This window comes from Pseudomonas reinekei, from assembly GCF_001945365.1.
Taxonomy (GTDB): Bacteria; Pseudomonadota; Gammaproteobacteria; order Pseudomonadales; family Pseudomonadaceae; genus Aquipseudomonas; species Aquipseudomonas reinekei.
Map to the genome: position 1 here is coordinate 22,358 of NZ_MSTQ01000008.1, position 20,118 is coordinate 42,475.

Consider the following 20,118-nt stretch of genomic DNA (forward strand, 5'->3'; position numbering starts at 1 on the left):
GACAAAAGGCACATATATCGCTTTAAAAGCCGATTTTTATCGGATATAAAGTCGCCGTTGCCAGGGTGTGGATGAGCCATGCCCGAACGTCACGCACTTGTCCGGAGATGATCCATGAGCCGTATCGTTACCGTCGCCGCCACGCAGATGGCCTGTTCCTGGGACCTGGAAGGCAACATCGAAGTGGCTGAGCGGCTGGTCCGCGAAGCCGCCGCCAAAGGGGCACAGATCATCCTGATCCAGGAGCTGTTCGAGGCGCCGTACTTCTGCCAGAAGCCCAACCCGGATTACCTGCAACTGGCCACGGCGGTGGAAGACAACGTCGCGATCAAGCACTTCCAGAAAGTTGCCAGGGAACTGCAAGTGGTGCTGCCGATCAGCTTCTACGAGCTGGCGGGCCGCGCGCGTTTCAACAGCATCGCGATCATCGATGCCGACGGCAGCAACCTCGGTATTTATCGTAAAAGCCACATCCCGGACGGGCCTGGCTACCACGAGAAGTACTACTTCAACCCGGGCGATACCGGCTTCAAGGTGTGGGACACCCGCTACGCCAAAATCGGCGTCGGCATCTGCTGGGACCAGTGGTTCCCGGAAGCCGCGCGCAGCATGGCGCTGCAAGGCGCGGAAATCCTGTTCTATCCGACCGCCATTGGCAGCGAGCCGCACGACAAAACCATCTCGTCCCGTGATCACTGGCAGCGTGTGCAACAGGGCCATGCCGGCGCCAACCTGATGCCGCTGATCGCCAGCAACCGGATCGGCAATGAAGAGCAGGACGGCTACGACATCACCTTCTACGGCTCCTCGTTTATCGCCAACCAGTTCGGCGAGAAGGTGCAAGAACTCAACGAGACCGAAGAGGGCGTACTGGTCCACAGCTTCGACCTCGACAAACTCGAACACACACGCAGCGCATGGGGTTCCTTCCGCGACCGCCGTCCGAACCTGTATGGTGCTATCAAAACCCTCGACGGATCCCTGGAGTCCTGACTGCTATGACCACTTTGAACAGCACCCCTCGCGCAGACGGCTTCTACATGCCGGCCGAGTGGGCACCGCAAACCCAGACCTGGATGATCTGGCCCGAGCGCCCGGACAACTGGCGCCTGGGCGGCAAACCGGCGCAAGCCGCGCACGTGGCGGTGGCCAAGGCCATCGCCCGTTTCGAGCCGGTGACCGTGGCGGTCTCCGCCGGTCAGTACGAAAACGCCCGGGCTCGCCTGGACGTGCCGAATATCCGCGTTGTCGAGATGTCCAGCGACGATGCCTGGGTTCGTGATACCGGCCCTACATTCGTCATCAACAACAACGGCGAAGTCCGTGGCGTGAACTGGGACTTCAACTCCTGGGGCGGTTTTGACGGTGGCCTGTATTCGCCGTGGAACCGCGACTCGCAGGTGGGCGGCAAGATCTGTGAAATCGAACGCAGCCCGCGTTATCGCACCGAAGGCTTTGTGCTCGAAGGTGGCTCGATCCACGTCGACGGCGAAGGCACGCTGATCACCACCGAAGAATGCCTGCTCAACCGCAATCGCAATCCACACATGAACCGTGCAGAAATCGAAGCGGTACTCAGCGCCAATCTGGCTGTGGATAAAATCATCTGGCTGCCGGACGGTTTGTTCAACGACGAAACCGATGGCCATGTGGATAACTTCTGCTGCTACGTGCGCCCGGGTGAAGTGCTGCTGGCCTGGACCGATGATCCGCAGGATCCGAACTACCCGCGCTGCCAGGCGGCCATGAAAGTGCTGCAAAGCAGCACTGACGCCAAAGGACGCCCGTTCACGGTGCACAAAATGCCGATCCCGGGGCCGCTGTACGCGACCGAGGAAGAATGCGCCGGTGTCGATCCGGTGGATGGCACCCAGGAGCGCAATCCTTCGGTACGCCTGGCCGGCTCCTACGTGAACTTCCTGATCGTCAACGGCGGCATCATTGCCCCGAGTTTCGATGACCCGTTTGATGGCCCGGCAAAAGAGATTTTGCAGACCCTGTTTCCGCAGCACGAAGTGGTCATGGTGCCGGGCCGTGAACTGTTACTGGGTGGCGGCAATATCCACTGTCTTACCCAACAACAGCCAGCGCCGCACAAAGAGTGAGTGTAGTTGTAACAGCTTGAGTTGATTACTAAATCGGCTCAGGCAAACGTTTTCGTATTTTGCATTGCCGCAAGCCCGCAGCCCTTAAGGACTGCGGGCTTTTTTGTATCCGTTGGTCGACAATCTCGAAACATTGGCATAGCTCTTGTATTGCTCAGGGGGCAAAACAGGGAGGGGGAGAACTTAGTTGTTCTGTCATAAACCTTGGATAAGTTAGCCGCTCACAAACCGGGAGAGAGCGCTGAAATGAACGCCGAAGTGAATGTAGTGAGCGAGCGGGCAATGCATCCCCTGGCGGTAAACAGCGAATCGCTCCAGATTCTGGCGCACTGGTTCAAGTCCAATGGAACGCGTCCGATCAGTGAAACTGATCCGCGCCGGACGATGATCGAGCGCTACCCCGCTGGTTTGTTCAGCGAGGCGGAACTGGATGCGTTGTGGGATGTGATGGAAGGATAAAGAAGAAAAACAACGGATTGATAAAGAAAAAGCGCTGCCGGGAGGGCGGCGCTTTTTTTCGGGCTTTTCATGGCCACTGGATCGAATAGGGGAGCGAGGGAAATGCGGTTAGATTGATTGTTTCTGCCACGCAAAGCATATTCTTAGACGATTTTCGCCTAATTACAGACGATTCATGAAATTGACACATGGTCGAGTGCGCGGCTACGATTCGGCCCAACGCCTGTGGCAAACCGCCATGACTCTAAAACAATAAAAAGGCCCGCCACGAGTAGTCGTGTGCGGGTGTTTTTGCTTGCGGAATGAAAAAAGAGCGCGATAGTGCCGTTTCAGCCGTTCGACACAGCGCGTTTCAACCCGTAATAAGGAAAACAAAATGTTGAACATGCGAATCAGCCTGATCGCTCTGGGGATTGTGAGCGCTACACAGGCCATGGCTAACGACCAGGCCGAATCCAAGGGATTTGTTGAAGACAGCAGCCTCAAAGTGCTGCTGCGCAACGCCTACATGAACCGTGACTACAAGAACGGTAACGACGACAAAGCCGAATGGGGCCAATCAGCCATCGGTACGTTCTCGTCCGGCTTCACCCAAGGCACCGTCGGTGTCGGTGTGGATGCTTTCGGTCTGTACGCCCTGCGTCTGGACGGCGGCAAAGGCAAAAGCGGCGCCGGCGGTATCGACTTCTTCAAGCAAGGCGACAGCGGTAATGCAGCGGACGACCTGTCCAAGGGCGGCGCAGCGGTCAAATTCCGTCTGTCCAGCACCACGCTGACCTACGGTGACCAGATGCCGGCCCTGCCGGTGTTGAGCTACGACACCGTGCGTCTGCTGCCGGAAAGCTACACCGGCACCCTGATCACCTCCAAGGAGATCAAGGGCCTGGAGCTGAACGCCGGACGCTTCACCGCCGAATCGCGTAAAAGCGCGGAAGGCCGTGACAGCGGTGGTCTGAAGTCGATCAACGTGTTGGGCGGCAGCTACCAGTTCACCGAACAGTTCAAGGCTTCCCTGTACGCGTCGGACGTCGAAGACGTACTGAAGAAGCAGTACGTGAACGCGAACTACGTGTTCCCGATCGACAAAGATCAGTCCCTGACCCTGGACTTCAACGGCTACCGTACCAAGCTGGATAGTTCGTACATCCGCGAAAACACTATCCCTGGCGAAAGCATCGTCACCGGCGACGACAACAAGATCTGGAGCCTGGCAGCCACCTTCGCCACCGGCCCTCACTCGTTCACGCTCGCGCACCAGCGCAGCACCGGCGACAGCAACCTGGGCTATGCCTACGGCGGCTACCAGAAAGACCAACACCGCGTCGGTGACGGTGGCAACACCATCTACCTGGCCAACTCGTACTGGTCCGACTTCAACGCCGAAGACGAACGCAGCTGGCAACTGGGCTACGGCCTGGACTTCAGCACCTTCGGTGTTCCAGGCCTGAGCTACAACTTCGCCTACGTACGCGGTGACAACATCACCACCTCCACAAGCGAAGGCGGTACCGAGCGCGAAATCTTCAACCAGTTCAAATACGTCGTCCAAAGCGGCCCGGCCAAAGACCTGAGCATCAAGCTGCGTAGCTCTGTCCTGCGCGTGTCGCAGAAGTCGAGCGAGTACAACGTCAGCGGTAACGAAGTGCGTGTGTTCGTGGATTACCCGATCAACATTTTCTGATGATCGGTTGAGCGTTCACGCTTGATAAAAACCCCGACGGGTTCGTAATGCTGTTCAGTTAAGGACGAACACTGTACCTGTGGCGAGGGCGCTCGCCCCCGCTGGGGCGCGAAGCGGCCCAAAAAATGGAACTGCTACGCAGTCCAGCGAGAGCAAGCGCCCTCGCCACAGGTTACTGATTGCTCGCTCTATCTCTTAACTGAACAGCACTGCGACGGGTTCGGGGTTTTTTGTGCGCGCTTGATCAATGAAGGTGCTTTTTACCGACCCCCTCTTTTGCTTCATTGCATTACTCCATGTAACTAATGATGTTCCCATCCCCACCTTTATCCCCTCCAGCTAACGTCCTACATTGAGCTCCAACGCCTCTCCCATCATCCCGACGGGAAGGTCACTGGAGTTTCCCTCATGCCTTTCGTAAGCGTTCGCATCACCCGCGATGGCGTTACCACTGAGCAGAAAGCTCAGGTGATTGCCGAGATCACTGAAACACTGGAGCGCGTGCTCAACAAACGCCCTGACCTGACCCACATCGTGATCGAGGAAGTCGACACCGATAACTGGGGTTACGCCGGGATCACCACCACTCAATACCGCAAGCAACTGGCGGAAGAGGGGCAGTCATGACGCCGTCGGTCACCGTTGATTTCGTCTCCGACGTGGTGTGCCCATGGTGCGCACTGGGGGCGACGGCGCTGGAGCAAGCGATCAAGAACGTCGCGGGTGAAGTATCGGTTGAGCTGACCTACAAGCCTTTCGAACTGAACCCGAACATGCCGGCCGAAGGCGAGAAAGCGGTCGAGCACTTGATGCGCAAATACGGACGTACCGCCCAGGACGTCGCCAATGGCAAAGCGATGCAGATCGAACGCGGCAATGCCATCGGCTTCAAGTTCGACCTGGAGAAGCGCACCCACTTCTACAACACCTTCGACGCTCACCGGTTGCTGTATTGGGCGCAGGAGGAAGGGCGTCAGGTGGCACTGAAGAAGATCCTGCTCCGCGCTTACTTCAGCGAAGGCCAGAACCCGAGCGATCGGCCGACGCTGGTGCGGCTGGCAGGAGAAGCCGGGTTGGACGAGGCCCGTGCGCACGAGGTGTTGGCGTCAGGTGCGTTTGCCAAAGAGGTGCGTGAACTGGAGACGTTCTATCAACAGCACGGCATCAATTCGGTCCCGGCCATGGTGCTGAACGGTCGTCACCTGGTGTCTGGTTCGCAATCGGTCGAGTACTACGAACAGATGTTGAGACAAATGGCCCAGGCACCTGCCGAAGCCTGATTCACCCAATTTCAAACCCCACTTTTGTTAGAGGTATTTATCATGAGCAATTCGAAAAAAGTTGTTGTAATCACCGGCGCATCCCAAGGCCTGGGCGATGGCATGGTCAAGGCTTTCCGCGCACTCGGTTACCAAATCGTCGCCACTTCGCGTTCGATCAAGCCTTCCACCGATCCGGACATTCTCACCGTGGCCGGCGACATCGGCGAACCGGAAACCGCCCAGCGCGTGATCCGTGAAGCGATCGCCCGTTTCGGCCGCGTCGATACCCTGGTCAACAACGCCGGCATCTTCGTCGCCAAGCCATTCACCGCGTACACCGCCGAAGACTACGCCAACGTGCTGTCGGTGAACCTCAACGGCTTCTTCTACATCACCCAACTGGCCATCAACGAGATGGAAAAACAGGGCAGCGGCCACATCGTCAACATCACCACCAGCCTGGTGGACCATGCCATCGACGGTGTGCCATCGGTCCTGGCATCGTTGACCAAAGGCGGCCTGAACTCGGCGACCAAATCCCTGGCCATCGAATACGCCAAGCGTGGAGTTCGGGTGAACGCGGTATCGCCTGGCATCATCAAAACCCCGATGCACAGCGAAGAAACCCACGCTGCCCTGGGCGCTCTGCACCCGGTCGGGCACATGGGCGAAATCGATGACATCTCGCAAGCCGTCGTGTACCTGGACAACGCCAAGTTTGTCACTGGCGAAATCCTGCACGTCGATGGCGGGCAGAGCGCCGGTCACTAAGATCCGCTTTTGCAAACCGCAGCAACAACAAAGCCCCTGCATTTTTGCAGGGGCTTTGTTTTGTATGGTGCGGCAGGCGTTGTCGGTAAGGGGAGCCGTTGTGCGAGCCATAAGGGTACTTTCCAATGTCGAATTGGTAGGTATCCTTAAAAGTACCCTTATTAGCGCTGGCTACCCTCGGAATCCGACGGAACGCCAAAACGAAAAAACCCGCCAGAAGGCGGGTTTTTCGGGGGTTCCAGAGATTTTGAAAGCCTTCTCTGGAACCTTGTATGGTGCCGGCACCAGGAATCGAACCCGGGACCTACTGATTACAAGTCAGTTGCTCTACCATCTGAGCTATACCGGCGTGTCAGGGCGACGATTATAGCGATTGGGCAGGTTCTGTAAACCCCTGAATTCTGACTATTTTTGCGCGAGCCTCTGGTGCGCAATTCTGGTGCTCGTTGGTTCTTATCGCGCGTTGTAAAACGTCGTTCCCGGCGGGATGTCTTTGTTGACGAATGACATGGCGCCGACGCTGACATTGTCGCCAATCACCCGCTCATAACGGTCCAGGCCCAAGGTCTTGATGCCGCCGGCTTCGGTCATCCATTCAAGCGCTGACGGGCTGTGCATAGGCTGCTCACACTGCCTCGATTTTGGCGGTTATGTCCTTTTGATTGAATGCTTATGCACAACGGGATTTCAGATGCACGGGATTTGCTGAGGTTTTGTGGATTCGTTCTCATTTGTGCGCAAATCCCTGTTTTTCGGGTTTTTTATTCGCCTGTACGAAAATTGAACAGTTTGGTTTCACGCCTGAAACAGCTGTAAATATTGGATCCACGATAATTTCATCAACAGAGTTATCCACAGGCTGGCGGATGTCAGGCGCGTTCGGCCAGCAGCAGTAAATTGCGCGGGGTCAGTGGGCTTTCACAAAAGGTTCCGAGGCGAACGGCATATCCTCGCTCCATCAGGAAGAGCGCGCGATCGAGAACCAGCCACAGTTCCAATGGACGTCGGAAAAGTCCGCGCACCAGCTCCAGATTGCGTACTTGCGCCAATCGCCGCCAGCCAGCTTCTTCGCGTGCCGACCAGTCTTGCGCGGCGATTGTGGATAAGTCTTTGAGTTCGGCTAGATGATGGCAGTAATCGGCGAAAGATTTGTCCAGCCAGGCGCTGGGCAACGACGGAGTCGGCAGATAGTCGTCAACGCCACGCAGGTCCCGCTGCAGCAGATCGAATCCCAGGCGCCGGGCCATGGACGTGTCGCGCTGACGTCGCACGCGAGCGCCAGCGGTGACGGTTTCGCTCATGGGCAGCGCCAGGTCATCGAGCGACAGTTGCAGGCCGGAACCTTGGGCGGCAACGGACATTGGCGCGTAGTGGGTCAGACTGATTCGGTTGTAGCAGCAAGGAGCGATGGCGAGTTGCTTGCAGCCTGCCGCACTGGCCAGCCGCATGAGTTGCACATGCAGATCGCCGCAGGCGTGCAGCGCGACCGGCGTGTGTGAAGCTGTCAGCAACGAGGCCGCAGTGGCAGCGAGCACATCCTGTTCAATATGCAGCGCATGCAATTGATGGCGTTGGCTGAGGGCCTGGCCGCTGGCAACCAGCGCCGGGTCATATTCCACGCAGGTCAGCTGTTGGCCGGTTTGCAACAAGCGGCGACCCAGATGCCCTTTGCCCGCGCACCAATCCAGCCAATGCCCGGGAGCATCGGCAAATTGCAAACGGCTGGCGAAGGCTTCGATCTGTTGCCACTTGCGGCCCGGCACGTCGACATTCAGTCGATGGCCTGCCGCGGCCAGTGCATGGGCGGGCAATTCATCCACGTCAGCCAATGCAACGGACAGTTTTGCCAATGATGCAAAAGGCTCTGGTGCGTTCAGTAGAGCGGGTTGGTTGTGCGCATGTTCCGCATCTTCCAGTGACCGCCCACGTAGCCAGGCGGCCAGTTCCGGGTGGGACGTTTCCCAAGGGAGCTGAAGATGTGTGAACGGTCGAGGTTTCCAGAGCGCCTGATGTTCTGTCAGAAACGAATCCAGCGCCATGAAGCGGGCGAGCAGGGCCTCGCCCGTCAGTACATGGGCATCAACGGCCTTGGCAGGCATCGACGCGCAGCCAGCGCTCTAGCAACTTGAAACCGCGCACCAGCACGTAAGCCATGACCAGATAGAACATGCCGGCGGCGAAGAAGATCTCCACCGGCAGGTAGGTCCGGGCAATGATGGTGCGAGCCATGCCGGTCAGTTCCAGCAAGGTCACGGTGCTCGCCAGGGCGCTGGCCTTGAGCATCAGGATCACTTCGTTGCTGTAGGCCGGCAGGCCGATACGCGCGGCGCGCGGCAGGATGATGTAGATCAGGGCTTTGGTCTTGGACATGCCCAGCGCCCGCGCGGCTTCGATCTCGCCCGGTGGAATCGCCTGGATCGCGCCGCGCAGGATCTCGGCGATGTAGGCTGCGGTGTGCAGGGTCATGGTCGCCGTGGCGCACCAGAACGGATCGCGCAGGTAAGGCCACATTGCGCTGTTGCGGATTGCGTCGAACTGCGCAAGGCCGTAGTAGACCAGGAACAGTTGAACCAGCAACGGTGTACCGCGGAAAAAGAAGATATAGCCGTAGGGAAACGCCCGTACCCACCACAAGCGCGAAGAACGGGCGATGCCCAGCGGGATTGCCAGCAGCAGGCCGGCAATCACTGCGATGGCCACCAGTTCAAGGGTCAGGGTTGCGCCCTGGGCCAGTTTTGGCAGCCACTTGATGATGACTTCCCAGTTCATTGAGTGCTCCTCGCGAAGCCGCGAGCGGCGCGTTTTTCCAGGAAATGCATGCCGGTCATCGCCAGAACCGTCAGGCCCAGGTACATGAAGGCGGCGACCATATAGAAGGTGAACGGTTGTTTGGAGACGGTCACGCCGATCTGCGCGTGGCGCATGATTTCTTCCAGGCCGATCACCGATACCAGCGCGGTGTCTTTCATCAGGATCATGAACAGGTTGCCCAGGCCGGGCAGGGCGATGCGCCACATCTGCGGCATGATCAACTTGGTGAAGATCCGCCATTTCGACAGGCCCAACGCTACGCCGGCCTCACGATGGCCCTTGGGAATGGCGAGGATCGCGCCACGGAACACTTCCGTGGCGTAGGCGCCGAAGCACAGGCCCAGCGCGATCACGCCAGCGGCGAAGGCGTTGAGTTCAAGGTCGGGGTTGCCGAAGAACTCGCCCAGGGCACGCATCAAATTGACCGTGCCGAAGTAGATCAACAGCACCCAGAGCAATTCCGGGATACCGCGAACCAGGGTCGAGTAAGTGCCGCCAAGCCATTGCAGCGGCTTGTACGGGGAAGTCTTGGCCAAGGCGCCGAGCAGACCGAGCACCAGCCCCAGGCACAGGGCCGAGAGTGCCAGTTTCACAGTCATCAGCGCGCCAGCGGCGAGCGCCGGGCCGAATCCGTAGAGGTCGATAATCATGGATTTCTTTTCAAATCGCGGCAGGCAATGCCGGGGACCGACGCCGTCAAAAGGCGGCGCCGGTCCGGCAGGTCAGTATCAATAGATGCTGAACGGGAAGTACTTGTCGTTGATCTTCTTGTAAGTGCCGTCAGCAACGATTTCTTTCAGCGCGGCGTTGAGCTTCTCGCGGATTGGATCGTTTTTACGCACGGCGATACCGATCTTGTCACTTTCTTCTACCGGGTCACCCTTGAACTCATAGGTTTTGCCGGCGTCGCTTTTCAGCCACTCGTAGTTGACGTATTTGTCGGCGAGGATGCCGTCCAGGCGACCGGAAGTCAGGTCGAGGTAAGCGTTTTCCTGCGTGTCGTAGAGTTTGATGGTGATGTCGTCACCATAAGTGTCTTCGAGGAACGTGCCGGCCAGGGTCGCGCGCTGTGCGCCGATCACTTTGCCCTTCAGCGCAGCCTTGTCGGTTTTGAAGTCGACGCTTTTTGGCGCGATGAATTGCAGCTTGTTTGAGTAGTACGGGTCGGTGAAGTCCACCGCTTGCTTGCGCTCCTCGGTGATCGACATCGAGGAGATCAGGAAGTCGAACTTCTTGGCGTTGAGGGCCGGGATGATACCGTCCCAGTCAGAGGTGACGACGGTGCACTCGACTTTCATCTTGGCGCACAGGGCGTCGCCGATCTCTTTGTCGAAGCCGACGACATTGCCACTGGCATCTTTGTTGTTGAACGGCGGGTAAGCCGCTTCGATGCCCATCTTCAGGGTTTCGGCCATGGCACCGGCGCTGAACGCCAGGGTGACGGCGGCAGCCAGGAAGATCTTTTTGTAGTTCTGCATGTGGGTAGCTCCGTTAGCGGTTGCTGGACATGAATTGTTTGCAGCGCGCCGAAAGCGGGTTTTCAAACACCTGCTGTGGCGATCCTTGCTCTTCTACCAGGCCCTGGTGGAGGAACACCACTTCGCTGGAGACCTGACGGGCGAAGCCCATTTCGTGGGTCACGAGCAACATGGTGCGGCCTTCTTCGGCCAGTGCGCGGATGACATTAAGTACTTCCTGGACCATTTCCGGGTCAAGCGCGGAGGTCGGCTCGTCGAACAGGATGACCTTGGGCTGCATGGCCAGGGTGCGGGCGATGGCCGCGCGTTGTTGCTGCCCACCGGACAGCTGGGCCGGATAAGCGTGGCGCTTGTCAGCAATGCCGACCTTGGCCAGCAGGGCTTCGGCAACTTCGATAGCTTCGGCCTTGCTCTGGCCGAGTACGCGACGCGGCGCTTCGATGATGTTGTCGAGCACGCTCATGTGCGGCCACAGATTAAAGTTTTGAAACACAAAACCAATCTCGCTGCGCATACGGTTGATCTGCTTGCTGTCGGCGGCAACCAGTTCGCCGTTCTTCGCGGCCTTGAGCTTGAGTTCTTCGCCGGCCACCAGGATTTGTCCCTGATGCGGGTTTTCCAGCAGGTTGATGCAGCGCAGGAACGTGGACTTGCCGGAGCCGGAAGAACCCAGGATCGAGATCACATCGCCGTCGCGGGCGGTCAGCGAGATGCCCTTGAGCACCTCCAGCGAGCCGTAGCGTTTGTGCAAGTTACGGATTTCAAGCGCGGGCGTGGCCTCAGCCATGTGCGTTCCTCATTGTGTATTCGCTCCTGCTGTTGGTCGCCTTCCTGGCGAGGCGGCCAAGCTAGCATAGCGTTTCAAAGGCAGCCAACAGCACTACGGGCAGTAAACGGGTGGCGTGTGGCAGGTTGTCGCATCGGCACAGCAGACTGTCGCCCCATCAACAACCGAACAGACGTTTGAACTTGGATGACAAGCAAAAAGCACAGCGGCTTTCGCAAAAAGGGCGCGATGTTGCCAGCTTTGGCGGGGGGGGGGAAGCGCTAACGGGCCAAACGCACTTTTATTGTGCGCTGAGCATTTTTGAGGTGTGTTTCTGGTGCTTTGAATCGTTCTGGAAGTGGGTCGCAGGGTAACGTTCTGGCAAATTGCCATTAATCTCAATGACTTGCGATGACTGTCCGGTCAGTATCAGGGCCCCGAAACAAAGGGCTTTGAAACATTTTGGCGCATTTATTGCGTGCAGATTCCGGAACGCCCTGTTTGTTTCTTTTTACAAGAGAGAGGCTTCACGGGTTGCACGCATTCGCTTTTCCTTACAAAGGTAGTTTCAATGAGCAGTACCCAAAGCTCTAACGGCCTCGAACAGGGGCTTAAACCGCGTCATGTGACCATGCTGTCGATCGCCGGTGTTATCGGCGCCGGCCTGTTCGTTGGCTCGGGTCACGCTATCGCTGCTGCAGGCCCGGCCGTGCTGCTGGCTTACGCCGCCGCCGGCATGCTGGTGGTGCTGGTAATGCGCATGCTCGGTGAAATGGCTGTTGCCTCGCCGGACACGGGTTCTTTTTCGACCTACGCTGACCGCGCGATCGGTCACTGGGCCGGTTTCACCATCGGCTGGCTGTACTGGTGGTTCTGGGTGCTGGTCATCCCGTTGGAAGCCAACGCTGCCGCAACCATCCTGCATGCCTGGTTCCCTGGCGTAGATATCTGGGCCTTCGCCCTGGTCATCACAATGTTGCTGACCGTGACTAACCTGTTCAGCGTGAAGAACTACGGTGAATTCGAATTCTGGTTCGCCCTGATCAAAGTCCTGGCGATTATCGGTTTTATTGTTCTGGGCGTCATGGCGATCTTCGGTTTCCTGCCAGGCAGCCAAGTCAGCGGCGTTTCCCATCTGTTCGACACCCAGGGCTTCCTGCCAAACGGCATGGGCGCAGTGTTGGGTGCCATTCTGACCACCATGTTCTCCTTCATGGGTACCGAAATCGTGACCATCGCGGCCGCGGAATCGAAAGACCCTGGCAAGCAAATCTCCAAGGCCACCAATTCGGTGATCTGGCGGATCGGCTTGTTCTACCTCGTGTCGATCTTCATCGTTGTGGCCCTCGTGCCATGGAACGATCCGATTCTGGCCAGCGTCGGTTCCTACCAGACCGTTCTTGAGCGCATGGGCATCCCGAACGCCAAGATGATCGTCGACATCGTGGTCCTGGTCGCCGTGACCAGCTGCCTGAACTCGGCGCTCTACACGTCGTCGCGCATGTTGTTCTCCCTGGGCAAGCGCGGCGATGCGCCAGCCGTTTCCACACGCACCAATAAAAGTGGCACGCCTTACTGGGCGGTGATGCTCTCCACGGGTGCGGCATTCCTGGCCACATTCGCCAACTATGTAGCCCCGGCGGCGGTGTTCGAATTCCTGCTGGCCAGCTCCGGCGCCATTGCACTGCTGGTGTACCTGGTGATCGCGATCTCGCAACTGCGCATGCGCAAGCAGCGCATGGCTCGCGGCGAGAAGATCGTCTTCAGCATGTGGCTGTTCCCGGGCCTGACCTACGCGGTGATCGTCTTCATCGTTGCGGCCCTGACCATCATGCTGTTCCAGGACGCCCACCGCGTGGAAATCCTCGCGACCGGCCTGCTCAGTGCTCTGGTGGTCGCTTCCGGTTTGCTGGTGGCTCGCCGTCGCAAGCAGCAGAAAGCCGGTGCGGTGGTACTAAGTTGATGCGTACCGCATGACGTAAAACGGCCGCTGTCAGTGATGACAAGCGGCCGTTTTTATTTGAGTCGTTACCCTTACTCGGTTTTTTCCACCGGCGCGTCCTGCAACTCGCGGTAGACATCCAGCGCAGCACCGAAGTCGGCAATGAACTGCGGCTCGCTCAGCCATGCCTGGGCGGTTTCGCGGTCCATGCCGTCGGCCCACATGCGGTAGTCGATGAGCATGTCGGCGGCCAGGTGGGTGGCGGCCATGCCTTCGTCGTCGGCGTTTTCCATGTCCAGCAGTTCTGGGTGGTCGACGATGATGAACGCGAGGTTGGTCAGCAAGACCGAGAGCATCTCGCTGCGGCTGACGGCTTCCGCATCACGCATTTTGCTGAACATCGCCAAGGTGTATTCCGGAATCGGCTCGCCGATTTCGCCCAGGTCATCGTCCGGTGCGGCGGGTTTGCGGCCGTGGATATTGATTTGTTTAGCTTTGGCTTTTGCGCGCTTGGCGCGTTTTTGTTGCTTGTTCAGGGAGGCCATGGGAGCTCAGTTCGGTTTCTGTTGGGTTTGCGCGGCGATAGCGTCGGACGCTGCCACGTAGTCGGCCCGGAAGGCCGCTGATTCAATCCAGGCCAAGGCGCCGGCTTCGTCGGTTTCAGTGGACCATTGGCGATACTCGATCAGCGCCGCCAGGATGAAATCCATCGCGCCTTCTTCGCCCTCCTGTTCGTAAACCAGTTCCAGCAACGGGTCCTCGAGGAAAGCCGTGCACATGGCTTGCTGGCTGGTTTTCTCGGCGTCGATCATTTTCTTGAACAGGTCGGTCAGGTCGACCGACTCGAAGTCGATGCGGTCATCATTCGGATCGAGTTCGACCGGTGCGGCGGCGCGTTGGGTGCGGTTCTGCTTGGCCTTGGCCTTGGCGCGGGAGGCGCGTTTTTGCTGCTTGTTGGCGGAGGCCATGGATGTTGTTCCGTTATGCGTTAATTGGGGTGGCTGCGCGGTACTGTCCGCCCGGGTGTGTCAGGGGGCAGCTCGCCGTTTTGCAACCAGGACAATGCAATGGGCCATAGTGTGGCTTGGTATGCGCTGCGAAAAAAGGCGAAATGTCCAACTTCCGTTTCGCCGATGTCTTCAGGCGTGATGCGCAGGTGCGTCCTAGAGCTGCCGGTGAAGTAGTCGAGCAGTCGTTCGATGGCCGCAATAGTGCCGTAGGGATCGTCGCTGATGCTGATCGCCAGGGTATTTGCGGTGACGGTGGCAAAGGGCAGGCGATCGTTGATTCTCCGACCGCTGGGACGCGTTTCGTAGCGGGCGGTGGGCGTGCTCCAGTCGCGGACCACGCCGGCGGGCGTGTCTTCCAGCCAGCCAAGGCGTTTGCCGGGAAAGTAACCACAGATCTTTGTCACCAAAGGCATCACCACGTGCCACTTGCCAAACATGCGCCAGCGATGGGCGGGCGCGTAGTCGCGCCAGTAAGCGAATTGGGCGCCGACCGTCACCAGGCGCCGGATGAGTTGTCCGGAGGCTCCCAGGCCCGCTGCACAGCCGCCAAAGCTGTGACCGACCACATCAATCGGCTGGCCGGGAAACTCATGCTGCGCGCGCTTGAGCATCGCCTCGAAATCCAGTGCGCCCCAGTCGGTCCATGTGGCGTTTAGCCCTTTGATCGACGCCGGACGCGATTCGCCGATTCCTCGGTAATCATAGGTAATGACATCGAGGCCGTGAGCGAACAGGTAATCGGCGAAACGCGAGTAGTGTCGGCAACGGACCGAGGTCGCGGCGTTGATGATCACGACCGGGCGAGTGGCGTCCGCAGCCGCATGCCGCCAGGCGAATCCACCAAGGATGAAGCCATCGGCAGCGGGTTGCCTGAAGGGCTCGGCAAGCGCATCACTCGTTAACGGGAGCTCGATTTGAACGGGAGCAAGTGGTGGTGTTTCCTGCCAATTCATCGGCGCCAGACCTTTGCGGGTAGTTGCCAACGATAGTCTTCACGCAGTCGATGAACAATCCACCCGGATATCATCACGGTTTTTGATCGAGCCGCTCTTCCAGAACGGCCCGCTCTCGATCCAGTTCCGCGCGCAACTCTTCCTCGCTCGGCAATACGCGTTGGGCAAGCCAAGAAACTCCAGCACCACCGGATCGCGGATGAAATCCCGAGGGCTGGCTTTCATGTTCTGAATGTTGGTAGCGGCCTCCTGCTTGACGCTGCCGCGATCGCGGCTTGCCAGCAGGCGCTCGTAGTAGAGCGTGTTGATCTGGCGTTCCAGCGCGCGGCTTGACCAGTTTTGGGTGGCTGATTCGTTCATGTACCAGAGACGAGCACTGTCGTTGTCGACCCGAAGCAGACGGCGGTAGTGGGTCCAGCTCAATTCGGAACGCACGGCGTTCCAAATTGGAAAAGTTTGATAAAAATCCCGCATGTAGCGCAGATTGCGCTCGTCAAAACCTTTCCCGAAGTCTTCAGTCAGGACCTTGGCTAGCGTAGCCAGCAAGCGCTTGCCGTAACCCGCCCGCCGAGCCCCTCCCTGCTCGAACTCGACAATATGCCGACCGATCTGCCAGCAGGTTTGCACTTGAATGGTGTCGACCGCACGCAACACTTTTTGACGTGCCTGGCGGATCAATGCGCCAAGATTGCCAAGTAGTGAAGCGAGTTGTGGGTCTGGGGTGTCGCCGGGTTTGAGAGCGCTCATGAAGTCTTCCGCGTCGCGTTGAACACGCAGAAGAGAATCGCAAAAGGCCTGGGCCAGCGATGCCGGCCGACGCTGAGAAACCGGCAAGAAATACCGGTTTTTCTCGCAGGACCGGACGTATATCAAGTCAGATCCGAGGAGTGATTCTCGTAGTACGTTTCGTACTCAAACCAAGACTGATACAAAACCTGCCAATTGATCGAGGTTGTCACCTGCTTCATCAAATCGCAGGCATAAAAAAACCCTGAATCTTGCGATTCAGGGTTTTCGGTATTTGGTGCCCAGAGACGGAATCGAACCGCCGACACGGGGATTTTCAATCCCCTGCTCTACCGACTGAGCTATCTGGGCAACGGGGCGCATTAAACTGGTTTTTCAGGGGGTCGTCAAGCAAGTTTTCAAAAAAATTTTAATTATTACCGTCGCTTACGATCCAACCCCCGATTTAGCGGGGTTACTCCGACGGCGGCACGTAGCCTTCGGCCTTGGCGTATTCCTCGCCGGAAAAGAACTTGTCCATTTCGCCCTGAAGATATTTGCGATCTTCGGCGTTCATCATGTTCAGGCGTTTTTCGTTGATCAGCAGGGTCTGGTGTTTTTGCCAGTCAGCCCAGGCCTTGGCCGAGACGTGGTCAAAAATATCCTGGCCTTTGGCGCCCGGGAACGGAGCGCGCTCCAGGCCTGGCAATTCTTCTTGGTACTTGCGGCACATGATGGTGCGGGTCATGACGACTCTCCTGCGTTCAATACGGCGGCCGCGCGTTCGAGCAAGGTTTTGACCGGGGCGGCAAGGCCCAGGCGCGGCGGGGTGGCGAGGTTATACCAGAGCCAGTCGGCCTCGGCCACGTGATGGCCGGCTTCCTGGACCTGGACCAGCCAGGGTTCGATGGACAATTGGAAATGGCTGAAGGTGTGCACCAGGCTCGGCAGCGATTGCTGCGTGCCCAGTTCCAGCGAGTGTTGCGAAGCCAGGTGTTGCAGGTCATCGAGGTCGTCGAGTTCCGGCAGGCTCCATAAACCGCCCCACAAGCCCGTGGACGGGCGACGGTAAAGCAGGATCGCACCTTCGCCGTTGGCGAGCATCGGCATCAGCGTGCGTTTCTGCGGGATGGCTTTGCGCGGCTTGGGAATCGGGTAGCGTGTTTCCAGGCCGAGCATGTGCGCTTCGCAACCTTTCTCCAGCGGACACAGCAGGCAGCTGGGTTTACTGCGGGTGCAGAGCGTCGCGCCCAGGTCCATCATCGCCTGGGTGTAGGCGTTGACCCGATCATGGGGCGTAAAGCGCTCAGCGTTCGCCCAGAGCTGTTTGGCGACCTTCGGCTCGCCGGGGTAGCCCTCTTGCGCGGTAAAGCGCGCCAGCACGCGTTTGACGTTGCCGTCGAGAATTGGCGCGCGCAGGCCCATGCTGATGCTGGCGATCGCGCCAGCGGTGGACAGGCCGATGCCCGGCAGGTCAGTGAGCTTTTCCACATCCGGGGGAAATTCGCCGCCGTACTGCTCGACGACGATCTTCGCGGTCTTCTGCAGATTGCGCGCGCGGGTGTAGTAACCCAGGCCGGTCCACAGGTGCAGCACTTCGTCTTCCGGCGCAGCGGCCAAGGCTTCGACCGTCGGCAGCGAAGCCATGAACCGGTCGAAGTAATTGAGCACGGTGCTGACCTGAGTCTGCTGCAGCATGATTTCCGAGACCCACACCCGATACGGGTTGATGTCTTGTTGCCAGGGCAGGTCATGCCGGCCATGGCGGTCGAACCATTCCAGCACCGCCGTTGAAAACTGCTCGGCTCTCATCGCTTGAACAGCCCCTTGAGTGCGTCTTTGAGTTCCGGGCTGACTTTGTCGCCCAGCTTCTCGTCGATTTTTTCGCTGATGCGTTCGCCCGCCAGTTTGCTCGCAACCTGGCCCATGCGTTCGTTGTCGAGTCGGCAAGCCTTGGCGCCCAGCTCCAGCGGGCCACGGCAACGCAGCGGCCACTCGATGCCGACGAATTTCTCGCCCACCTGACAGGCCGGGTCCGGCATGGCGCTGGTATCGCCTTCGACAACGATGCCCACGCGGTAATCCATACCCAGCACTCGCAAATCGACATCGCCGTCAGCGTTGACGGTCATGCCCGGGATGCGCACTTTCAGATCCGGGTTGCTGGCCACGCCGTTACGGAAATTGAGGTTGCCCTTGAGCTCCTGGAACGGTGTGTCCTTGCCCCGTGGCTCGCCGCTGAGGGTTTTGCGATTGAGCGTGGCGATGCCTTTACACAGTTGCTGCTCGAGGTTGGCATTGAGCAGTACGCCGTTGTTGATGACGAAACTGGCGTTGCCATTGAGGGTTTCGATCAGGGCTTTCTGGCTGTTGCCGGTGCCGGTCAGGGTGCTGTTGAGCGTGACCAGACCTTTGACCGGTGGTTCTTTACCCTGGCTTTCGAGGATTTTTTCCACCGGTACGCGGCTGATCTGCGTCTGCATGTTCAGCACAGGCGCCTGCTGGCGCACATCGAGGGTGCCCTTGGCGTCGAAGTTACCTTCGTACAAGTCGCCGCGCAGGCTCGCCAGTGTCAGCAGGCCACCCTGGCCGTTGGCCTTGAGTACCGCGTTGCGGATCGGCAGTTTTTCCAGGGTCAACTGGCCGAAGGTCAGGTCGGCGTCCACATCCAGTTTGCTCAGGCGCTCCACTGGCAACAGACGCTCGCTGCTCCAGGCCTCTTTGGTCGGCGATTGCGGCAGCGGTGTGCTGCCGGCACCCGCCACTGCATCGGCTTCGGTGCTGGCGACTTCGGCCTGGCGCACTTGCTTGGCGCTATTGGCTTCGGCCGACTTCGGCGCCAGGTAGCGGTCGACGTTGAAGGTGTCGGCCTTGAGGGTGGCGCGCAGGGATTGCTTGGCGAAGTCCTCGACGGCGATGCGGCCGCTGAAGGTGCTGTCGTCGAGTTTGAGGTTGATGTCGTCGAGCGTGAGGCTGGAAGGCGTGCCCGCGAGACGGGTTGCCAGCTCCACTTTGCTCAGGCTGCCTTCGGCCATGGCGGGGAGTTTCTGGCCGATGCTGTCGACGAATTTTGCCAGGTCGAACTGGGCGATCGACAGGCCGCCGCTGACTTGCGGGGTCTTGTCGAGATCGTTGACCTTCAACTCTCCCAGTGCACGCAGCTGATTGGCGGAGATCTTGATGCCGGTCCACTCGGCAACGTTGGCAGCCCGGTCCAGCAGCAACTGGCCCTGGGCGGCGAAGGTCATGGTCTTGCCTTGCAGCGGATCACCAGCGACCTCACCGGACAGTTTCATGTCTTCGAGTTTGTAGCGCTGCAAGGCACGCTCGAAACGCAGCTCGCCGTTGAGTTCGGTGCGCACCCGCAGAACCGGCTGGTTGGTTCCGAGGAATGCGGTGAGCTTCACCGGAATGTTGGTGGAGTCATGCACCGGGCCGGTGCTCAGCTGGATGCTTTCGGCGCTGAATTGCTTGCCGGTTTTTTCGTCGTTGTATTCGACGCGGGCGTTGTTGACGGTCAGGCTGTCGATGTCCAGGCGAATCGGCTGGGCTGGTTTTTCTACCTGGGCGGCGGTTTGCGTCTCGGCTTCGCCAGGGGTTGCCGGCGGGGAATCCGGGGTCGCCGGTTTCGCCACTTTGCCGATGTCTTCCCAATTGCCATGACCATCCTTGTCGCGGGTCAGGCGCAGGTTGAGGCCTTCAACGCGCACATCGCTCATCTGCACTTCGCGGCGCAGCAACGGCAGTACGCGGACCGACAGGCCAAGCATCTGCAGGTCGGCGAATGGCTCGTTGGGCTTGGTCAGGGTCGCGACACCGGCATCGTGCAGTTCCAGGCCCAGCCACGGGAACAGGCTCCAGCCGATATCGCCATTGAGCGTCAGCTCGATGTGGGCCTTGTCGCGGGCAATCTGGCGAATCTCGTCTTTGTAGTCGTTGGGATCGAAGAGGTGGGTCAGGGCAAAGCCCAGCGCCACAATGATCAGCAACAGCCCGAGAAGTACCAGACCCAGGATTTTGCCGAACGCTTTCATGGGCGAGTCCTTGTAGTTAGTCGAATTCAAAATTTAGCCGGGGAGTATAGCGCTCCGAGAGAGACGACCGGTCAGCGATCACTAGGACAGAGTATCGAGCGGCCTGTTCATTTCGCCGCC

19 protein-coding genes, 2 tRNA genes and 2 pseudogenes are annotated in these 20,118 nt (G+C 58.9%); 8 read left to right on the top strand and 15 right to left on the bottom strand.

The window, feature by feature from the left end; genetic code table 11:
• Positions 1 to 114: 114 nt before the first annotated feature.
• The 7 genes from aguB to BVK86_RS14910 all read left to right on the top strand — a co-directional run bounded on the left by aguB (position 115) and on the right by BVK86_RS14910 (position 6,278).
• Positions 115 to 993 (top strand): N-carbamoylputrescine amidase, encoded by an 879-nt coding sequence (gene aguB / locus BVK86_RS14880; protein ID WP_075947151.1) that lies wholly within the window; start codon positions 115 to 117, stop codon positions 991 to 993.
• A gap of 5 nt (positions 994 to 998) precedes the next feature.
• Positions 999 to 2,105 carry an agmatine deiminase gene (gene aguA, locus BVK86_RS14885; RefSeq protein ID WP_075947152.1) on the top strand — a complete coding sequence of 369 codons (1,107 nt, stop codon included), beginning with the start codon at positions 999 to 1,001 and terminating at the stop codon, positions 2,103 to 2,105.
• A 246-nt stretch (positions 2,106 to 2,351) separates the two neighbouring features.
• Entirely contained in the window at positions 2,352 to 2,564 is a 213-nt protein-coding gene (locus tag BVK86_RS14890; RefSeq protein WP_056852132.1) for a hypothetical protein, read from the top strand.
• 376 nt (positions 2,565 to 2,940) lie between these two features.
• A complete protein-coding gene (locus BVK86_RS14895) occupies positions 2,941 to 4,245 on the top strand; it encodes an OprD family porin (protein WP_075947153.1) in 1,305 nt (434 codons plus the stop codon).
• A gap of 408 nt (positions 4,246 to 4,653) precedes the next feature.
• Positions 4,654 to 4,872, top strand: coding sequence for a tautomerase family protein (locus tag BVK86_RS14900; protein ID WP_056852134.1), 219 nt, complete (start codon positions 4,654 to 4,656; stop codon positions 4,870 to 4,872).
• Complete coding sequence (locus tag BVK86_RS14905; protein WP_075947154.1) at positions 4,869 to 5,525, top strand: DsbA family oxidoreductase; 657 nt, start codon at positions 4,869 to 4,871, stop codon at positions 5,523 to 5,525. Before BVK86_RS14900 ends, BVK86_RS14905 begins: the two co-directional genes overlap by 4 nt.
• A gap of 42 nt (positions 5,526 to 5,567) precedes the next feature.
• Complete coding sequence (locus tag BVK86_RS14910; protein WP_075947155.1) at positions 5,568 to 6,278, top strand: SDR family NAD(P)-dependent oxidoreductase; 711 nt, start codon at positions 5,568 to 5,570, stop codon at positions 6,276 to 6,278.
• A gap of 273 nt (positions 6,279 to 6,551) precedes the next feature.
• On the opposite strand, the gene BVK86_RS14915 is transcribed toward BVK86_RS14910, so the two are convergent.
• The 7 genes and pseudogenes from BVK86_RS14915 to BVK86_RS14940 form a co-directional block, all read right to left on the bottom strand.
• Positions 6,552 to 6,627 (bottom strand) — tRNA-Thr (locus BVK86_RS14915).
• Positions 6,628 to 6,731: 104 nt separating this feature from the next.
• Positions 6,732 to 6,854 (bottom strand): annotated as a pseudogene (locus tag BVK86_RS29065) (serine acetyltransferase); the annotation flags it as partial.
• A 293-nt stretch (positions 6,855 to 7,147) separates the two neighbouring features.
• Positions 7,148 to 8,377: a methyltransferase gene (locus BVK86_RS14920; protein WP_075947156.1), complete on the bottom strand. Its 1,230-nt coding sequence runs from the start codon at positions 8,375 to 8,377 to the stop codon at positions 7,148 to 7,150.
• Positions 8,358 to 9,047 (bottom strand): ABC transporter permease, encoded by a 690-nt coding sequence (locus BVK86_RS14925; RefSeq protein WP_075947157.1) that lies wholly within the window; start codon positions 9,045 to 9,047, stop codon positions 8,358 to 8,360. The genes BVK86_RS14920 and BVK86_RS14925 overlap by 20 nt, the downstream gene beginning before the upstream one ends.
• Positions 9,044 to 9,739: an ABC transporter permease gene (locus BVK86_RS14930; RefSeq protein WP_007972786.1), complete on the bottom strand. Its 696-nt coding sequence runs from the start codon at positions 9,737 to 9,739 to the stop codon at positions 9,044 to 9,046. Before BVK86_RS14930 ends, BVK86_RS14925 begins: the two co-directional genes overlap by 4 nt.
• A 78-nt stretch (positions 9,740 to 9,817) precedes the next feature.
• Positions 9,818 to 10,567 carry an ABC transporter substrate-binding protein gene (locus tag BVK86_RS14935; RefSeq protein WP_075947158.1) on the bottom strand — a complete coding sequence of 250 codons (750 nt, stop codon included), beginning with the start codon at positions 10,565 to 10,567 and terminating at the stop codon, positions 9,818 to 9,820.
• A 13-nt stretch (positions 10,568 to 10,580) separates the two neighbouring features.
• Positions 10,581 to 11,354: an ABC transporter ATP-binding protein gene (locus BVK86_RS14940; RefSeq protein WP_075947159.1), complete on the bottom strand. Its 774-nt coding sequence runs from the start codon at positions 11,352 to 11,354 to the stop codon at positions 10,581 to 10,583.
• Between the two features lie 550 nt (positions 11,355 to 11,904).
• Between BVK86_RS14940 and gabP the strand changes: the two genes are divergently transcribed.
• Positions 11,905 to 13,296, top strand: a complete 1,392-nt coding sequence (gabP, locus tag BVK86_RS14945) for a GABA permease (RefSeq protein ID WP_075947160.1) — start codon at positions 11,905 to 11,907, stop codon at positions 13,294 to 13,296.
• A gap of 71 nt (positions 13,297 to 13,367) precedes the next feature.
• Here the strand turns inward: gabP and BVK86_RS14950 are convergent, their stop codons facing one another.
• The 8 genes and pseudogenes from BVK86_RS14950 to BVK86_RS14985 all read right to left on the bottom strand — a co-directional run bounded on the left by BVK86_RS14950 (position 13,368) and on the right by BVK86_RS14985 (position 19,998).
• The gene (locus tag BVK86_RS14950) at positions 13,368 to 13,820 is read right to left on the bottom strand and encodes a hypothetical protein (protein ID WP_075947161.1); all 453 of its coding nucleotides are present in this window, start codon (positions 13,818 to 13,820) and stop codon (positions 13,368 to 13,370) included.
• Between the two features lie 6 nt (positions 13,821 to 13,826).
• Positions 13,827 to 14,243, bottom strand: coding sequence for a hypothetical protein (locus tag BVK86_RS14955; RefSeq protein WP_075947162.1), 417 nt, complete (start codon positions 14,241 to 14,243; stop codon positions 13,827 to 13,829).
• A 20-nt stretch (positions 14,244 to 14,263) separates the two neighbouring features.
• On the bottom strand, positions 14,264 to 15,238 hold the full coding sequence (locus BVK86_RS14960) for an alpha/beta hydrolase family protein (RefSeq protein WP_075947163.1): 975 nt from the start codon (positions 15,236 to 15,238) through the stop codon (positions 14,264 to 14,266).
• A gap of 156 nt (positions 15,239 to 15,394) precedes the next feature.
• Positions 15,395 to 15,985 (bottom strand): annotated as a pseudogene (locus BVK86_RS14965) (DUF1016 N-terminal domain-containing protein); the annotation flags it as partial.
• A 275-nt stretch (positions 15,986 to 16,260) separates the two neighbouring features.
• Positions 16,261 to 16,336, bottom strand: a tRNA-Phe gene (locus BVK86_RS14970).
• Between the two features lie 103 nt (positions 16,337 to 16,439).
• Positions 16,440 to 16,712 (bottom strand): oxidative damage protection protein, encoded by a 273-nt coding sequence (locus BVK86_RS14975; protein ID WP_075947164.1) that lies wholly within the window; start codon positions 16,710 to 16,712, stop codon positions 16,440 to 16,442.
• A complete protein-coding gene (gene mutY / locus BVK86_RS14980; RefSeq protein ID WP_075947165.1) occupies positions 16,709 to 17,776 on the bottom strand; it encodes an A/G-specific adenine glycosylase in 1,068 nt (355 codons plus the stop codon). Before mutY ends, BVK86_RS14975 begins: the two co-directional genes overlap by 4 nt.
• Entirely contained in the window at positions 17,773 to 19,998 is a 2,226-nt protein-coding gene (locus BVK86_RS14985) for an AsmA family protein (protein WP_075947166.1), read from the bottom strand. Before BVK86_RS14985 ends, mutY begins: the two co-directional genes overlap by 4 nt.
• Positions 19,999 to 20,118: the final 120 nt, after the last annotated feature.

What these genes read in the sequence shown, in the direction of transcription:
- aguB (WP_075947151.1), top strand. Translation starts at nt 115, where the DNA reads ATGAGCCGTATCGTTACCGTCGCCGCCACGCAGATGGCCTGTTCCTGG.
- aguA (WP_075947152.1), top strand. Translation starts at nt 999, where the DNA reads ATGACCACTTTGAACAGCACCCCTCGCGCAGACGGCTTCTACATGCCG.
- BVK86_RS14890 (WP_056852132.1), top strand. Translation starts at nt 2,352, where the DNA reads ATGAACGCCGAAGTGAATGTAGTGAGCGAGCGGGCAATGCATCCCCTG.
- BVK86_RS14895 (WP_075947153.1), top strand. Translation starts at nt 2,941, where the DNA reads ATGTTGAACATGCGAATCAGCCTGATCGCTCTGGGGATTGTGAGCGCT.
- BVK86_RS14900 (WP_056852134.1), top strand. Translation starts at nt 4,654, where the DNA reads ATGCCTTTCGTAAGCGTTCGCATCACCCGCGATGGCGTTACCACTGAG.
- BVK86_RS14905 (WP_075947154.1), top strand. Translation starts at nt 4,869, where the DNA reads ATGACGCCGTCGGTCACCGTTGATTTCGTCTCCGACGTGGTGTGCCCA.
- BVK86_RS14910 (WP_075947155.1), top strand. Translation starts at nt 5,568, where the DNA reads ATGAGCAATTCGAAAAAAGTTGTTGTAATCACCGGCGCATCCCAAGGC.
- BVK86_RS14920 (WP_075947156.1), bottom strand. Translation starts at nt 8,377, where the DNA reads ATGCCTGCCAAGGCCGTTGATGCCCATGTACTGACGGGCGAGGCCCTG.
- BVK86_RS14925 (WP_075947157.1), bottom strand. Translation starts at nt 9,047, where the DNA reads ATGAACTGGGAAGTCATCATCAAGTGGCTGCCAAAACTGGCCCAGGGC.
- BVK86_RS14930 (WP_007972786.1), bottom strand. Translation starts at nt 9,739, where the DNA reads ATGATTATCGACCTCTACGGATTCGGCCCGGCGCTCGCCGCTGGCGCG.
- BVK86_RS14935 (WP_075947158.1), bottom strand. Translation starts at nt 10,567, where the DNA reads ATGCAGAACTACAAAAAGATCTTCCTGGCTGCCGCCGTCACCCTGGCG.
- BVK86_RS14940 (WP_075947159.1), bottom strand. Translation starts at nt 11,354, where the DNA reads ATGGCTGAGGCCACGCCCGCGCTTGAAATCCGTAACTTGCACAAACGC.
- gabP (WP_075947160.1), top strand. Translation starts at nt 11,905, where the DNA reads ATGAGCAGTACCCAAAGCTCTAACGGCCTCGAACAGGGGCTTAAACCG.
- BVK86_RS14950 (WP_075947161.1), bottom strand. Translation starts at nt 13,820, where the DNA reads ATGGCCTCCCTGAACAAGCAACAAAAACGCGCCAAGCGCGCAAAAGCC.
- BVK86_RS14955 (WP_075947162.1), bottom strand. Translation starts at nt 14,243, where the DNA reads ATGGCCTCCGCCAACAAGCAGCAAAAACGCGCCTCCCGCGCCAAGGCC.
- BVK86_RS14960 (WP_075947163.1), bottom strand. Translation starts at nt 15,238, where the DNA reads ATGAATTGGCAGGAAACACCACCACTTGCTCCCGTTCAAATCGAGCTC.
- BVK86_RS14975 (WP_075947164.1), bottom strand. Translation starts at nt 16,712, where the DNA reads ATGACCCGCACCATCATGTGCCGCAAGTACCAAGAAGAATTGCCAGGC.
- mutY (WP_075947165.1), bottom strand. Translation starts at nt 17,776, where the DNA reads ATGAGAGCCGAGCAGTTTTCAACGGCGGTGCTGGAATGGTTCGACCGC.
- BVK86_RS14985 (WP_075947166.1), bottom strand. Translation starts at nt 19,998, where the DNA reads ATGAAAGCGTTCGGCAAAATCCTGGGTCTGGTACTTCTCGGGCTGTTG.